Annotated in this window: 16 protein-coding genes; 8 read left to right on the top strand and 8 right to left on the bottom strand. The window is 66.7% G+C overall.

The window, feature by feature from the left end; all coding sequences use genetic code 11:
- Positions 1-46 precede the first annotated feature (46 nt).
- The 5 genes from ACQPW1_RS45515 to ACQPW1_RS45495 all read right to left on the bottom strand — a co-directional run bounded on the left by ACQPW1_RS45515 (position 47) and on the right by ACQPW1_RS45495 (position 5,659).
- On the bottom strand, positions 47-1,147 hold the full coding sequence (locus ACQPW1_RS45515; protein WP_433659903.1) for a serine hydrolase domain-containing protein: 1,101 nt from the start codon (positions 1,145-1,147) through the stop codon (positions 47-49).
- Positions 1,148-1,403: 256 nt separating this feature from the next.
- Positions 1,404-2,036: a class I SAM-dependent methyltransferase gene (locus ACQPW1_RS45510; protein ID WP_433659901.1), complete on the bottom strand. Its 633-nt coding sequence runs from the start codon at positions 2,034-2,036 to the stop codon at positions 1,404-1,406.
- Positions 2,037-2,115: 79 nt separating this feature from the next.
- Positions 2,116-3,369 (bottom strand): saccharopine dehydrogenase family protein, encoded by a 1,254-nt coding sequence (locus ACQPW1_RS45505; protein WP_433665531.1) that lies wholly within the window; start codon positions 3,367-3,369, stop codon positions 2,116-2,118.
- Between the two features lie 15 nt (positions 3,370-3,384).
- A complete protein-coding gene (locus tag ACQPW1_RS45500) occupies positions 3,385-4,821 on the bottom strand; it encodes an ABC1 kinase family protein (RefSeq protein WP_433659899.1) in 1,437 nt (478 codons plus the stop codon).
- 154 nt (positions 4,822-4,975) lie between these two features.
- Positions 4,976-5,659: a TetR/AcrR family transcriptional regulator gene (locus ACQPW1_RS45495; protein ID WP_433659898.1), complete on the bottom strand. Its 684-nt coding sequence runs from the start codon at positions 5,657-5,659 to the stop codon at positions 4,976-4,978.
- 235 nt (positions 5,660-5,894) lie between these two features.
- On the opposite strand from ACQPW1_RS45495, the gene ACQPW1_RS45490 reads away from it, so the two are divergent.
- The 5 genes from ACQPW1_RS45490 (at position 5,895) to ACQPW1_RS45470 (ending at position 10,175) form a co-directional block, all read left to right on the top strand.
- The gene (locus ACQPW1_RS45490) at positions 5,895-7,232 is read left to right on the top strand and encodes a DUF445 domain-containing protein (RefSeq protein ID WP_433659897.1); all 1,338 of its coding nucleotides are present in this window, start codon (positions 5,895-5,897) and stop codon (positions 7,230-7,232) included.
- 104 nt (positions 7,233-7,336) lie between these two features.
- Positions 7,337-7,840, top strand: a complete 504-nt coding sequence (locus tag ACQPW1_RS45485) for a helix-turn-helix domain-containing protein (protein ID WP_433659895.1) — start codon at positions 7,337-7,339, stop codon at positions 7,838-7,840.
- The gene (locus ACQPW1_RS45480) at positions 7,837-8,502 is read left to right on the top strand and encodes a heparin-binding hemagglutinin (RefSeq protein ID WP_433659893.1); all 666 of its coding nucleotides are present in this window, start codon (positions 7,837-7,839) and stop codon (positions 8,500-8,502) included. Before ACQPW1_RS45485 ends, ACQPW1_RS45480 begins: the two co-directional genes overlap by 4 nt.
- Positions 8,503-8,708: 206 nt before the next feature.
- Positions 8,709-8,999, top strand: coding sequence for a DUF2516 family protein (locus ACQPW1_RS45475; RefSeq protein ID WP_433665530.1), 291 nt, complete (start codon positions 8,709-8,711; stop codon positions 8,997-8,999).
- Positions 9,000-9,137: 138 nt separating this feature from the next.
- Positions 9,138-10,175, top strand: a complete 1,038-nt coding sequence (locus ACQPW1_RS45470) for an alpha/beta fold hydrolase (RefSeq protein ID WP_433659892.1) — start codon at positions 9,138-9,140, stop codon at positions 10,173-10,175.
- Positions 10,176-10,187: 12 nt separating this feature from the next.
- Here the strand turns inward: ACQPW1_RS45470 and purU are convergent, their stop codons facing one another.
- Complete coding sequence (gene purU / locus ACQPW1_RS45465; RefSeq protein WP_433659891.1) at positions 10,188-11,078, bottom strand: formyltetrahydrofolate deformylase; 891 nt, start codon at positions 11,076-11,078, stop codon at positions 10,188-10,190.
- A gap of 112 nt (positions 11,079-11,190) precedes the next feature.
- On the opposite strand from purU, the gene ACQPW1_RS45460 reads away from it, so the two are divergent.
- Positions 11,191-11,472 carry a hypothetical protein gene (locus tag ACQPW1_RS45460; protein ID WP_433659889.1) on the top strand — a complete coding sequence of 94 codons (282 nt, stop codon included), beginning with the start codon at positions 11,191-11,193 and terminating at the stop codon, positions 11,470-11,472.
- Here the strand turns inward: ACQPW1_RS45460 and ACQPW1_RS45455 are convergent.
- Entirely contained in the window at positions 11,460-12,020 is a 561-nt protein-coding gene (locus tag ACQPW1_RS45455; RefSeq protein WP_433659888.1) for a GNAT family N-acetyltransferase, read from the bottom strand. The genes ACQPW1_RS45460 and ACQPW1_RS45455 overlap by 13 nt on opposite strands.
- Before the next feature lie 158 nt (positions 12,021-12,178).
- Here ACQPW1_RS45455 and deoC point away from each other — a divergent pair, with 158 nt between their 5' ends.
- Entirely contained in the window at positions 12,179-12,847 is a 669-nt protein-coding gene (gene deoC, locus ACQPW1_RS45450; protein WP_433659886.1) for a deoxyribose-phosphate aldolase, read from the top strand.
- Positions 12,848-12,928: 81 nt separating this feature from the next.
- On the opposite strand, the gene ACQPW1_RS45445 is transcribed toward deoC, so the two are convergent.
- Entirely contained in the window at positions 12,929-13,660 is a 732-nt protein-coding gene (locus ACQPW1_RS45445) for an LmeA family phospholipid-binding protein (protein ID WP_433659885.1), read from the bottom strand.
- 99 nt (positions 13,661-13,759) lie between these two features.
- On the opposite strand from ACQPW1_RS45445, the gene ACQPW1_RS45440 reads away from it, so the two are divergent.
- The gene (locus tag ACQPW1_RS45440) at positions 13,760-14,368 is read left to right on the top strand and encodes a hypothetical protein (RefSeq protein WP_433659883.1); all 609 of its coding nucleotides are present in this window, start codon (positions 13,760-13,762) and stop codon (positions 14,366-14,368) included.
- Position 14,369: the final 1 nt, after the last annotated feature.

Genomic DNA, 14,369 nt, shown 5'->3' with positions numbered 1-14,369 from the left:
CTCGCCGCTGAAAACGTTTCGCGGCGAGTCGGTGTGCGTCGTCGGTTCACCGGGCACAGAGGGCGGCATCGGCGACGGCATTCATGTCGCCCTGATGCATGATCGTGGTTATCGGGTCGGGGAGCTGGTTCATGCTGATGGTCACCGCGCGACCCGGGGTGGCGGCATTGATGACGACGAAGCCGTTCATCGCACCGCCGTGGCTCCAGACCTCGATACCGCAGGCGTTGATCCGGTGGAACAGACCGAGCCCGAAATCGTCGCCGCGCAACGGGTCTCCGGAGGGAACGACGCGTTGCATGTCGGCCAATTGGGCAGGCGGCAACAGTTCGCCGGACAACAGCGCCATGAAGAACCGATCCAGGTCCGCGCCGGTCGACACCATCGCGCCGTCGGACAGACCCCACCCCGGATCGATGTCGGTGATATCGACCAGGGCCCCGTCGAAATCGTGATAGCCGCGCGGATGCGGGAGCCGAATGACGTTCTCCAACGGGAACAATGGCCAGTAGGTATCGCGCAGACCGAGCGGGAAAATGATCCTGCGCGTCACCTCCAGGCCCACCGGCTGACCCGTCACTCGCTGGATCAACTCGCCCGCCAGCAGGAAGTCGGTATTCGAATAGCCGGTGCTCGTGCCCGGCGCGAATTCGGACGGCTGGTCGAGCCCGAGCCGAATCAATTCCGTTGCCGGACGGGGTGTCTGCAAATCGGCGACGGATGCCAGGCTCAGATACGACAGGTAGTCGGGTATTCCGCTGCTGTGCTGCAACAGATCTCGCACGGTGATCAGGTTTCCGTCGCCACCCGGCCCGTTGACCACACCGGGAAGGTATTGCTCGACCGGGGCATCCAGGTTCACCCGCTGCTCCGCGACCAGCTGCAATACGACCGTCGCCACGAAAGTCTTGGTGTTGCTGGCGATTCGGACCTGCGCGTTGTCCGGGAATGCGCCGCCGGTGGCCAGATCGCCCACGCCACTGTCGAGCTGGGCGTTCAGCCCATCCCCGGCGACCACGAGCTGCGCGCCGGGAACGCCGATTCGCTGCACCAACTCATCGAGGTTCGCTTGTAGCCGCGCGGTGGGGGAGTCCGGTTCGGCGGCCGATATCGCCGCGCCGGGAATCACCGAAACCGCTGCTGTCACAACAAGGACCGCAGTCATCAAGAATTGCCGCACCGGTTCTCCATTTACGTCGCCTGCTCTCCGCGCAGCCCGGTATTCGGTGGAAAGGGCATGCGAGGGTGACACCACGGCGAATGTTGGTGGCACAAGTACGGTCTGGCTGGACACTAGAGGTATCCCCGGCCAGACAAAGATCGTTTCCGATTCGAGCAATCTCATCGTGCGGCAACAGATGAAAATCGCTGCGATACACCGCAACTACCGCGGCAGTCGAGTGCTACTCGGGACGGGTGGCACTGACGTATTGCAGCAGGCGGTGCACGTCCTGCTCGATATCGACCAGGCCCGCCTCCTCGAAGAGATCGGGAAACGTCCTGGTATCGAAGACGCGCAGTCCACTCCACCCGCCGACCACCCGGCTGACATCCCCGAACGGATTGTCCGCCCGGTAACTGGTGGTGATGGCGATCCGCCCGCCCGGCGCGAGCACCCGGAGCATCTCCCGGGTGGCGGCGAGCGGATCGGGGATCAGGTAGAGCGCGCCGAAGCAGCACGCCGCGTCGAACGTGCCGTCCGCGAACGGCAGCACGCGGGCGTCGCCCCGCAGATAGCCGACGCGCGGGCCCGCATTGTCGGCGACCGCGCGGGCCAGCATCGGTTCCGAGTAGTCGAGGCCGATGGCAAAGCCGTCACCGGTCAGTGCGGTGCTCAGGTGGTGAGTGAAATTGCCGGGCCCGCAAGCGATATCGAGCACCTTCTGTGGTCCGCCGAGGCGCAGCGTGCGGACCGCGTCGCGCCGATCGGACTCCGTGGTGCGCCCGCTGGCCAGGTAGAACAGCGCGGGTCGCCAGGCCCGCTCGTACACCGCGGCCAACGCCGGATGGTTCATGGTGCGCCGGGCCAGGTTCATCGGGGGCTCCTCGTCGTTCGAATTCGCGAGCGGGCGGTTTCCGGTGACGCACACCGAAAACCGCCCGCCGCAAGGTCTTTCAGGCCCGCGCGACCTCGATGGTCATCCCCGCCGCGCGCAGCCGCTCGGTGAGCGCGTCGCCCATCGCCGCTCCGGGGGTGAGGATGCCCGCCAGCTCGGGCTGCTTGTCGGTGTCGAAGGCCAGCGACAGCCCGCTCTCGCCGAGCAGCACCGCGGTCGCCTTGTAGCCGGGGTCGCCCTGGCCCGAGAAGGTCGCCACGTACTTCGCGCCCGACGAGGTGCGGGTGAACGTTTTCATGGCGAACCAGCCACTGTCCCGGGTCTTTTCGCTCGGCCCGGTGCCCGGCTTGGGCAGCACCCGGTCGAGCAGCTTGCGCCCGACCGAGACCCGGGACAACACCGCGCCCGTCGCCATGCCCGCGACGATGCCGCCCGCGATGCCCGCGGCCACCAGCGGGGCGGCGGGCGACTTGCCCGCGCTCATCACCTCGCGGTAGCGGAAGTTCTTGCCGTACACCCAGCCGAGCAGGCCGTTGGTCCGGCGCACGATCTTGGTGTTGTGCTGCGCCATCACGAACGTGCTCACCCAGCCGTCGAGGCTCGGGTCGATGGTGTTGGCCCGCGACAACGCCTGATCCGACTGACGCCCGACGTCGGGGTCCATCGACCGGTCCGGGCTGAGCGAATACGGGTGCGACAGCACCGATCCCTTGCTCGGGTCGGCGGCGATCGCCTCCATCATCGCCCGGCCGGAGTCGATGGTGCCGCCGCTGACGCCACCCTTGAGCGAGGCGACCAGCGTGGTCTCCTCCAGCTCGCCGGAGTTGTCCTCGAGCGAACGCTTGTACAGCTGGTACACGCTCAGATCCGACGGAATCGAGTCGTAGCCTGCGGAATTCACGATCTTGGCGCCGGTCTCGACGGCCTGCTCGTGGTACTGGTCGATCGCGTCCCGGATGAACAGCGGCTCACCGGTGAGGTCGGCGTAGTGGGTGCCCGCCTTCGCACAGGCGGCGACCAGCGGCAAGCCGTAGCGCAGGTACGGGCCGACGGTGGTGACCACGACCTTGGTCCGCGCGGCCAGCGCGGCGAGCGCCGCGTCGTCGGTGGAATCGGCCACCACCAGGCCCCAGTTCGCGGCGGCCGGGCCGAGTTCGGTGCGGACCTTGGTGAGCTTGTCCAGCGAGCGCCCGGCGAGCGCGATGCGCGCGGACTCCGGTGCGGCGGTGAGCAGGTACTCCGCGGTGAGCTTGCCTACGAAACCCGTTGCGCCGAAAAGGATGAGGTCGAACTCGCGATTGTCTGCCATGATCTTCCGTTTCTGCGGTTACGCATCGGGGCTTGGTTTGGGGACTTTCTTGGCCCTGGTGCGCGGCTTCTTCGGCGCGACGGGCGGATGCTCGGCCAGCCACGCGTGGTGTGCCTTACCGAGCTCGGTGACCGGCGGCTCGTTGTAGAGCCATTCGCGGGAGATCTGATGCCAGTTCGCGGTGCAGCCGAGCTGACCGAGCATGCCGAAGGTGAGGAAGTCGGCGCGGCGGGAGAACAGATGCTCCGGCGGCAGATTCTGCTGCTTCATCCCGGCGAACTCGCTGGCCCGCGGGTCCACCGCGAGCAGGAACGCGCCGCTGGCCAGCTCCGGGGTGATCGTCAAATCCTCATCGATCAAACACCATTCGGACGCGGCGAGCACGTATTCCAGACACTCCTCGGCGCCGATCTCCTCCGGCGAGTCGATCACGCCGCGCTGGATCATCAACTCGCGCAGGTCTTCGGCCCGGTCCTCGGCGGCCGCGCGCAGGCAGGTCAGCTCGAACTGCACGTGGTCGGGGTCCATCCGGTTGAACAGGCCGAAGTCGAGGAAGGCGACCTTGCCGTCGTTGGCCAGCAGCACATTTCCCGGATGCGGGTCGCCGCAGAACTCGTTGAAGGTGAACAGCGAACCGACGTAGAAGCGGTAGATGATCTCGCCGATCCGATTGCGTTCGGCGTCGGGCAGCTGCCGGATGTCCTCGAAGCCCTGGCCTGCCACGTATTCGCTGACGAGCACCCGGGTGGTGCTGAGCTCCGGCATCGACCGCGGCACCACGATGAACGGATGCCCGGCGTAGAGCTCGGCGATCTGTAGCTGGGTGTTGGCCTCGGCCTGGTAGTCGAGTTCGCTCTCCATATTGAGCCGCAACTCGTCGAGCACGGCGGGGGTCACCCACGGCATCGCCGATTGCAGCACCCGGCGAAACATGGCCAGGTTCTTCAGGTCTGCGCGCACCGCGGCATCGATGCCCGGGTACTGCACCTTGACCGCGACCTGCCTGCCGTCGTGCAGCGTGCCCCGATAGACCTGCCCGATGGAGGCGGCGGCGATCGGCTCGGCCTCGAACTCGGCGAAGATCGCGCTGATCGGCTGGCCGAAATCGTCCTCGATCACCTGGCGCATCGACTCGAACGACACCGACGGCGCGGCGTTGCGCAGCACGGCGAGTCGCTTCTGGAACCGTTCGCGATGGGCCTCCGGCACCAGGTCCATATCCAGCACGGACATCATCTGCCCGAGCTTCATGGCCACGCCCTTCATGGTGCCGAGCACCATGACCACCTGCTCGGTGGTGCGAATCATGGACTCCTCGGCCATTTTCGCGCGGACGGCCTCGGAGCGGCCCCGCATCGACAGCCGCGCGCGTTGCGTGCGGATAACCGAGCCGGCTGCGACGGCACCGAGCTTGGTGCCACGAGCAAGCCGGGAGGTCGGTACTTGCTTCGCCATCGAGGTACCTCCATTGGTGCCAGTGCGCGGGGCGGTGACGCAGCCCACTGGGCGCACCGCTCGGGTTCAGAGTAGCCAACCTCGCGGCAAAGTCGAGCTCCTCGTCACACTTTTGCTAGCACCCCAGCTAGCACCTCGGGAGTCGGGCGATTGATCAGTTCGCCGAGTTCGCGCCGGGTGACGGCAGCACATGCGGCTGCGCGTTGAAGACCTCGGCGGAACCGTTAGCACGCGCCATTCCGTCGATCGCGCTCCACGCCATCATGGTCAGGTAGTCGATGACTTGTTCGCGGGACATGGTCTTGTTGGTGGTCCACCAGTGCGTGGCGAGTTGGATGCCACCGACCAGGACGTAGGACCAGAGCATCGCGCCCTCGGTCTGGATGCCCTTTTCCGTCGCGCGATCGATGATGACGGCGGCCACCACCTCGGCGAAGAGCTTCTCGAATTCGGCGAGCGAGGACTGATCGGCCGAGCCGTTACCCATGATGAAGCGGTAGACCTCGGGGTCCTCGTCGACCGTGCCCACGTACTCAGCCAGTGCCGAACGGACCAGCTGATACTCGTCCGCGTCGAGGCTGATCGCGCCGTAGACCCGGGGCATCAGGGTGGTCTCGATGAACCGCTGCATGGTCGCGTGGACCAGGTCGTTCTTATCGGAGAAGTACCGGTAGAGGACGGTTTTGGAGACGCCGATCTCGGCGGCGATTTCGTCCATCCCGGCATTGGAGCCGCGTGCTCGGACAGCGGCAAGAGTGCCGTCGACGAGTTCCTCGCGGCGGTCTATCTTGTGCTGGCGCCAACGGCGTTTGCGGCCATCCTGTCGGCCGGTGCGCACCGCCGCCGGTCGGTCGGCGAGTTCGCCGACGTCGACAAGGTCATCGGTGGACAGCGTGGGCTCCCTTGCTAGTCGGTATCTCCTCGGGCCTCCAGCTTATGTCCCGGTCGCTGGCGATATGCGCGTTTGGGTCGGGATGCGACAGGTTCCACATCTTCCGTTGAAGCGCTTGCGAGCGCGAAGGCGCGAGGCCGCCCTGCGGCGGGCCGAGGCCTCGGCACAGCAGAATGGAGACATGGAGAAAGCTCCCGGCAACATCGCGGTCCTGGAAACGTCCCCGGCGCCCGCGGCGGCCGCGCCCTTCGGCTTCGCCGCCGTGCTCGACGAGGAAAGCAAACGCCGCGACCTCTGGCGGATGAAGGCGCTGGCCACGGGGCTGCTCGCGGTGGCGACGGCGATCTACCTGTTCTGTCGCTGGCTGGAATCGCGAGGCAGCGGTGGTGGCTGGGTGGATTACGTGCGCGCGGCGTCCGAGGCGGGCATGGTCGGCGCACTGGCCGACTGGTTCGCCGTCACCGCGCTGTTCCGGCATCCGCTCGGCCTGCCCATCCCGCACACCGCGATCATCCGCAAGAAGAAGGATCAGCTCGGCGAGAGTCTCGGCACCTTCGTCGGCACCAACTTCCTTGCCCCCGAGGTGGTTTCGGCGAAGGTGACGTCGGCGCAGATCTCCTGGCGGGTCGGCCGGTGGATGGCCGATCCGGGGCATGCCGCCCGGGTGGCCGAGGAGAGTTCGACGCTGCTGCGCGCGGTGGTCGGCGTGCTGCGCGACGAGGACGTCGAGCAGATCATCGACCAGACGATCGTGAAACGGATCGCCGAACCGCTCTGGGGTCCGCCGATCGGCCGGGTGCTCGCCGAATTGCTCGCGGACAACCGGCAGCTGGTGCTGTTGGACCTGCTCGCCGAGCGGGCGCATCAATGGGCGCTCGGTTCGCAGGAGACGATCGATCGAATCGTCTTGCGTGATGCACCGCAATGGGCCCCGAAGTTCGTCAACATTTTGCTTTCCGAACGGATCTACCGAGAACTCGTCGAGTTCACCTGGAAGGTGCGTTCCAATCCCGAGCACGAGGTCCGGCTCGCGGCGAATCGCTTTCTCGAGGAATTCGCCGAGGATCTGCAGCACGACGACGCGATGATCAAGAAGGCCGAGCGGATCAAGGCGCAGATCATGGGTCGCGACGAAATCACCGGGATGGCCGAGGCGACCTGGCGGGCGGCCAAGCGATTGATCTTGGAATCGGCCGACGATCCGAACAGCACGTTGCGGCGTAAGGTCGGCGAGAACGTGCAGCAACTCGGTGAGCGGTTGCGCGACGACGCCGATATGCGCGCGAAGGTGGACGGCTGGATCGACCGGGGGGCAAGGTATCTCGTGGGGAACTACGCCGGGGAGATCAGCACCCTGGTCACCGATACGGTTGCCAGGTGGGATGCGGACGAGGCAAGCAAGAAGATCGAATTGCAGGTCGGGCGTGATCTGCAATTCATCCGCATCAACGGAACGGTCGTCGGTTCGCTTGCGGGCCTGGTGATTTACACAATTTCGCAGCTGATGTTCGGTGGCTGAGACATAGCGCGCCGGATGTTTGCCGAGAGAGTGCTAGCAGACTGCTTGCAATAGTTAGCACCCTGTCCTAGAATTGAACTCGTACAACCGCCAGAAGGTGAGTGATGGCAGACCAGCCCGAGGTTTCCGCCGAGTACACCGATAGTTCGGCCGAGCAATCGACCGGCGTCGGAGAAAAAGCGGCCCGCGTGGTAAACGCGGCGCACGACATCGGAGGCTTCATCAGGGCACAGCGAGAGGCCGCGCAAGTCTCGCTGCGTCAGCTCGCCACCCTTGCGGGAGTGAGCAATCCGTACCTCAGCCAGATCGAGCGCGGATTGCGCAATCCATCCGCCGAGGTACTCGCGCAGATCGCCAAGGCACTGCGGGTGTCGTCGGAGGTGTTGTACGTCCGGGCCGGTTATCTCGAACAGCGGCCACACAGCCCGGTCCGGGATGCCCTGCTTGCCGATACGTCAGTCAGTGAACGGCAGAAGCAGGTGCTGCTCGAAATCTATGAATCGTTTCGCCGGGAAAACGGAGGGAACGAGCCCGGGGGGGATGGGGACAGCGTCGTTCCGCGCACACCAACTGAAACTCCGCCACGCCAGGAGAACGAAATACCATGACCGAGAAGACCAACCCGACCGTGACCAAGCCGATCCTCGCGACCGTCGGTGCGGGCGACGCCATCTACGCCGCCGTCACCGATGTCGTCACCCAGGTGCGTGAGCGCGCCGCCGCGACCGACGTCTCCGCCCGAGTCGAAGAGGCCCGCGAGCGCTTCGCCAACGTGCCCGCCGACGTGCAGGCCCAGTTCGAGACGCTGCGCGAGCGGCTGGCCGGACTGCCCTCGGAACTGCCGGAGGACCTCGCCGAGCTGCGCGAGAAGTTCACCCCCGAGGAACTGCGCACGCTGGCCGACAAGTACTACCACCAGGTGCTCGACATCTACGCCGATCTCGCCGTGCGCGGCGAGGAGACCGTGGAGCGGCTGCGCGCCAACCACCTGGTCGAGGAGCAGATCGAGCGCGTCGAGACGCTGTACAAGGACGCCGCCACCCGCGCCGAGGACGTGCTGGGTCGGGTCAACGGCCTGCTCGGCCGCCCGGCCAAGGTCGAGGACGAGGCCGCCGCGCCGGTCGTCGATGCCGAGGTCGTCACGGTGACCACCGAGACCACCCCCGCCCCTGAGGCGAACGGCGCGCCCGTCGAGGCTGCCGAGCCGGTCGCCAAGAAGGCTCCGGCCAAGAAGGCGCCCGCCAAGAAGGCTGCTCCTAAGAAGGCATGAGCGAGCGCAGAGAGCGAATCATGTGCCAGCGCGCCTAGCGAATGCCGGAGCCGAGCGGCAGCGAGGCGTAGGCATGAGCTGACCGATTTGCCGCCGGTCCTGAGCGCTGATTCATAAGGGCCGCACGGCTATTGGAGTTCTACCAGGCAACGCCCCCGCGCACTCTGGTGTGCGGGGGCGTTGCTCGTATGATGGGACAGGTGAATATGGTGCACGGATTGACCGGGATGATCCTGCTCGTGCTGTGGCTGGCGGCACTCGGCGCGACGATCTTTGCGCTGATTCATGCCGTGCGGCAGCGTTCGGACGCGTTCACCGCGGTGGACAAGCTGACCAAGCAGATCTGGCTGGCGATCCTCGGGGTCGCGGTGGTGCTGCTGTTGCTCTCGCCCGCGGGTCTTGGGCTGCTCTCCTTCATCGCGATCATCGCGACCGGTATCTATCTGGCCGATGTGCGGCCGAAGGTGGACGAGATTCAGCGCGGTCCGCGCTGGTAGGGATGCTGCGGCCGGGTGCGGTCGCGGTCCGGTTGTAGGGATCGGACGACGAATACTCGATAACTTTTCGAGTGCTAGCACTAGCTAGCGGCGCGTATCGGAGTTACTGTATCGAGCAGTAACACAAAGGAGTGTCCGATGCGTGCCATGCTGCCGACTGCGTTGGTGAACTTCCCGAGTCAGGTTCGGGGGTCGCTCGACGCACACCGCGCGAACCTGCGGTCCCGCACCTATGCGACCGCCGCGTTCAACCCGCCCGCCAGCGCGCCCGAGGTGATCCCGGTGACCACCAAGGACGGCGCCCGGCTCCGCGTGCACGCCTACGGACCCGCCGACCGGCCGGTGATCGTGCTGGTGCACGGCTGGAGCTGCTGCATCGAATACTGGAACGCCCAGATCAACGCCTTCGCCGGCGAGTACCGCGTGGTCGCCTACGACCAGCGCGGCCACGGCGAGAGCGAGCCGGGCGACAGCCCGCTGACCATGGATCTGCTCGCCGACGACCTGGCCGCCGTGCTCGACGCGGCGCTGCGGCCGCGCCAGCGGGCCGTGCTCGTCGGGCACAGCCTCGGCGGCATGACCTTGCAGGCCTGGGCCGGGCGCTACCCCGACCGGGTCGCGCAGCAGGCCCTCGCGGTGCTGCTGACCAATACCGCGCCCGATCGACTGGTCTTCGAGACCACCGTGGTGCCGCTGATGAATCGGCCGATGCGGCTGTTGAAGCTGAAGGTGCCGTTGCCGTTCCTGTTCGGCCGCCTCGGGCTCGGTGCGCCGCTCGTCTTCCCGCCCATCGCGCCGATGCGTTGGCTGTTCGCGCGGTCGATCATGACCACCAAGGCCAAGGGCGACCTGCTCGACTTCAGCATGGCCATCGTGCGGTCCTGTCCGGCGATGGTGCGGGCTCGGTTCGGTCGCCTGCTCGCCGACATGAATGTCGGCGAGTCCGCGCGCAACCTGGTGGTGCCCACCACCGTGATAGCCGGATCGTACGACGACATGACCCCCGTGGTGCACTCCGAGCGCATCGCCGAGATGCTCAGGGAAACAGGCAGTCTGGCACGCTTCACGAAGCTGCCGACCGGCCACCTCGGCAACACCGAGGCCTACGAGCAGTTCAACGAGGAACTAGGCCACGTCCTCGAATCGGTACGCCTACGCGCCGAAATCGCAGGCTGATTCGCCGACGGGTCAGGTGAACACGACCGTGCGGCGGCCGTGTACGAGTACTCGGCCTTCCAGGTGCCAGCGCAGGCCGCGGGCCAGGACGACGCGTTCGATGTCGCGGCCCTGACGGACCATGTCGCGGACGTCGTCGGCGTGATCGATGCGGCTCACGTCCTGTTCGATGATCGGGCCCGCATCCAGTTCCGCCGTCACGTAGTGGCAGGTGGCGCCGATCAGTTTCACGCCGCGGGCGAAGGCCTGGTGGTACGGGCGGGCGCCGACGAAGGACGGCAGGAAGCTGTGGTGGATGTTGATCGCCCGGCCGGCCCAGTGCGCGCACAGCTCCGGCGGCAGTACCTGCATGAAGCGGGCGAACACCACCGCATCGGGGTTGTGCGAGTCCACCAGCGAGCGGACCTCCGCGAAGGCGGGGCCGCGCTCGGCCGGGTCCCTCGGGAACTGCACGTGATGGAACTTCACCCCGTGCGCCTCGGTCATCTCGGCCAGATCGGGGTGATTGCCGATCACCGCCTCGATGGTCGCGGGCAGCTCGCCGCTGGCCGCGCGGCCGAGTAGATCGTGCAGGCAGTGCCCGTCCTTGCTGACCAGCAGCACCGCGCGGCGGCGGGCGCCGGAATCGAGCAGCTGCCATTCCGTCTCCGGGCCCAATTCGGCGGCGACTCCGGCGAATCGGTCGCGTAGTTCCGCGAGCCCGAACGGGACCGTCGCGGCCTTGATCGCCTGGCGGGTGAAGAACCAGCCGTTGTCCGCGTCGGAGTGGTAACCCGCCTCCACGATCGATCCGCCGAAGTCGGCGATGAACGAGGTGATCCGGGCGATGATGCCCGGACGGTCGGGACAGCCGAGCGTCAGTACGAAGCGTCGGTCGTCCGGGGCGGGTAGAGCGGAACTCATGTGCGTCATCTTTCCAGGTCGACCTGCATGACGGATCAACAGGTTTCCCGGAGCCCACAGGCAGGCGGCGTGGCGGAGTTACGTGTGGGCGCCGAGGTCGCAGGATGAAGTGGTGGATGGTCTGAAGTTTGTTCGGCAGGTAGATGGACTCACGTATGAGTTCGTCCCGGACGGATCGGCGCACGGTTACCCGTCTTTCAAACGCGTCGATCGCGACCTGTGGTGTCGGCGGTTGCCGGACTTCGGCTGGTGCGTGGTCACCGAGTCCGGAGCTGTATCGAGTCGGCCGTTCGATGACGCGGGTCATGGTGACCGGCCGCCGGAGGGGACGTGGGTGAGCCGTAAGGCCGACCAGTCGTACGTCTACGACCTGGTACGTGCTCAGAGTTCGTAAAACGGCTCTGGATAACGGAATTCGCCGGTGATCCGGGAGTCGTAGGCGCTGAGCTGGCGGACTTGGAAATGCGATACCCAGGACGGGTCGTCGGGGACGATGCCGAGGCGGGCGGCGGGGACGAAGCCGAACTGCGGGTAGTAGTCCAGGTGTCCGAGCAGGCAGACGAGGGGTTCGTCGAGTGCGTCGGCGGCGCCGAGGGCCGCGTGCATGAGCGCCGAACCGACGCCGGTGCGCTGGTGTTCGGCGAGCACACCGATCGGGCCGAGCGCGAGCACCGGGAACGGGCCGATGGCCGCTCTGGTGAGGCACACGTGGCCGATCACCGTTTGATACTCCACCGCCACCATCGAGAGGGTGGGAATCCAGCCGGGGTCGCTGCGCAGGCGGGTGACCAGATCGGCCTCGGGCGGATCGGCGCCGTCGTCCTCGGGTGGTTCGCCGGTGAGCTCGGTGAGATCGCTGTCCGGCTGGTGCGGACCGAACGCACTCCGATGCACGGCCGCGATCGCGGCGATGTCGTCGGCGCGTTCGCGACGGATCAGCACGGTGTCCTCTCCTCCCGAACCAAGTAGGGCCTCATCCGCACACGTTAATCAGTCGCCCGCTGCGTCACTACCGGCGATCTGCCACCAGGTACGAGTGTGCGGGAAGTGTTGCCAGGCGCGCAACGGAATTCGCCACAGGTATGCCAGACTCTCAGCTCATGGCAAGTTCCGCGTCACCGACCAGGGCCGAAGTGGCCGCCATGATCGATCACACACTGCTGGCGCCGGGGGCGACCCCCGACGACGTCGCCGCGTTGATCTACGAAGCCCGCGAACTGGGGGTGCTGGCGATCTGCGTCTCGCCGTCGATGCTGCCCGTGCGCGCGCAGGGACTCGTGGTGGCGACGGTCGCCGGATTCCCGTCCGGCAAACACCATTCGCTCGTCAAGGGCGCCGAAGCGCGGCTCGCGGTCGATCAGGGCGCGGCCGAGGTGGACATGGTGATCGACGTCGGCGCGGCGCTGGCCGGCGACTACAACGCGGTGCTCGCCGATATCGTGACGGTGCGCGAGGCGATGGGCGATCGGGCGGTGCTCAAGGTGATCATCGAGGCGGCCGCGCTGCCGGACGAGGCGATCGTCGAGGTCTGCCGGGTCGCCGAACGCGCGGGGGCCAATTTCGTGAAGACCTCCACCGGATTTCACCCCGCGGGCGGTGCCAGCGTGCACGCGGTCGAGCTGATGGCCGCGACCGTCGGCGGACGGCTCGGCGTCAAGGCGAGCGGTGGTATCCGCACCGCCGAGGCCGCGGCGGAGCTGATCGCGGCGGGCGCGACTCGGCTCGGGCTGTCGAAGTCACGTGAAGTGCTCGACGGGTTTCCTGCCTGACCGGTTGGGCCGCAAGGACTCTCGGATCGTTGCCGAACCACCCTGGCCGCCTGGCGAATTCGCCGCGCGGCCGAGGGCGGGTCAGGAGCAGGTGGCGCTGGCGTTGCTGTCGGCGGCGGGCAGCTCGGAGCGGGTGCCCGCGAGCTTGACGGCAATGCCGTCGTCGGTGACCTTCACCTCGGTCGGCTGCATGTTGTACGGGTAGCCCTGCAGGCTCTTGGTGAACACCTCGACGATGCCCTGCACCAGATCGGTGGGCAGGCCCATGCCGAGCAGTTGTGCCGACATCGTCTCCACCTCGATGACGCCGCCCTTGATCACCGGCTTCACCTGCAGCTGGGCCAGGCCGCCGAGCACGTCCAGGGTCAGCATGTTCGAGCCAGCGGACGATTTCACGCCGCTGACCAGGCCGCCGAGCGTCTGCCGGATGCCGTCGTTGTTCCAGGTGACGTCGGCCGACGAGCTGCCGATCACCCCGCCGCCGCGGCCGTTGTCGGTGACCTCGACGTCGTGGAACTCGGCGTGCACCACCATGCCGACCGCGGGGCCGAACTTGGTGTCGTCGCTGTCCACCTTCACCGTCGGCACCTTGCCGTCGATCCAGGTGATCAGCATCGGTTTGGCGCCGAAGCTCACATCGATCTTCGAACCCATTTCCTTCTCGAATTGCGTACTGATGCAGCGGGACACGGTGTGCCTGGCGTACGCCTCGCCGCCGACCAGAGCCGTGGCGAGCAATATCGCTACCACGATCAGGGCGATCAGCAGGGCCCGCCGGTTGATCGTCATGGTGGACGGTGGCTTCGTACTCATGCGGCTGATTCTTCCCGATGTTTCTGTGCCGTCTCTGAGGGGGCATTGAGGGGTTCGAATGTGACATGTGACACAAGAATCGAGCGTAGCCTGATGCACATGGCTGGCGATGCGGCGGGCCGCGCACTCGGCTCCGCGGACCACGGATGGCGGGTGCTGCGCCGATTGGCCGGTCGCCACGCGGGTTTCTTCACCACCCGTCAGGTATTGCGCACCCGATGTGAGGCCCGGGTCCGCATCGGGCTCGGCGACGGCTCGGTGACCAGGGCCGGGGTCGGACTGTTGCGATTGACCGAGTGGCCCGCCGGTCCGCTCGACGAATACGCCATGTGGGCCGCCTGGTTCGACGGTGCCGCGGCGGTCTCCCATCACAGTGCGGCGGAACTACACGGAATCGGGCGACTACGTCCCCGATTCCTGCACCTATCGGTGGGTTCGGGTCGACCGCCGGTGACCCCGCGACTAGTGGTCCTACGCCGCTCACTGATCGGCACCGAGATCGAGTCGGCGGGTCCGTTCCTCGTGACGACTCCGCTACGCACCGTCCTCGATCTAGCCGAGGCGGACATCGGCCAGTCCGCCTTGGATGAGGTAGTCGCCGACGCGATCGCCATCAACCGCTGTACGAGTGACGAAATCCGTTCCGCCGCTGCCAGTCTGACGCCGCGCGCGGCATCCAGGGCTTATCGCGCACTGACCGGAGCATAGC

The organism is Nocardia sp. CA-128927, assembly GCF_050955855.1.
Classification (GTDB): Bacteria; Actinomycetota; Actinomycetes; order Mycobacteriales; family Mycobacteriaceae; genus Nocardia.
Note: the sequence above shows the minus strand (reverse complement) of the source record. Positions and strands in the feature narration are given on the sequence as shown.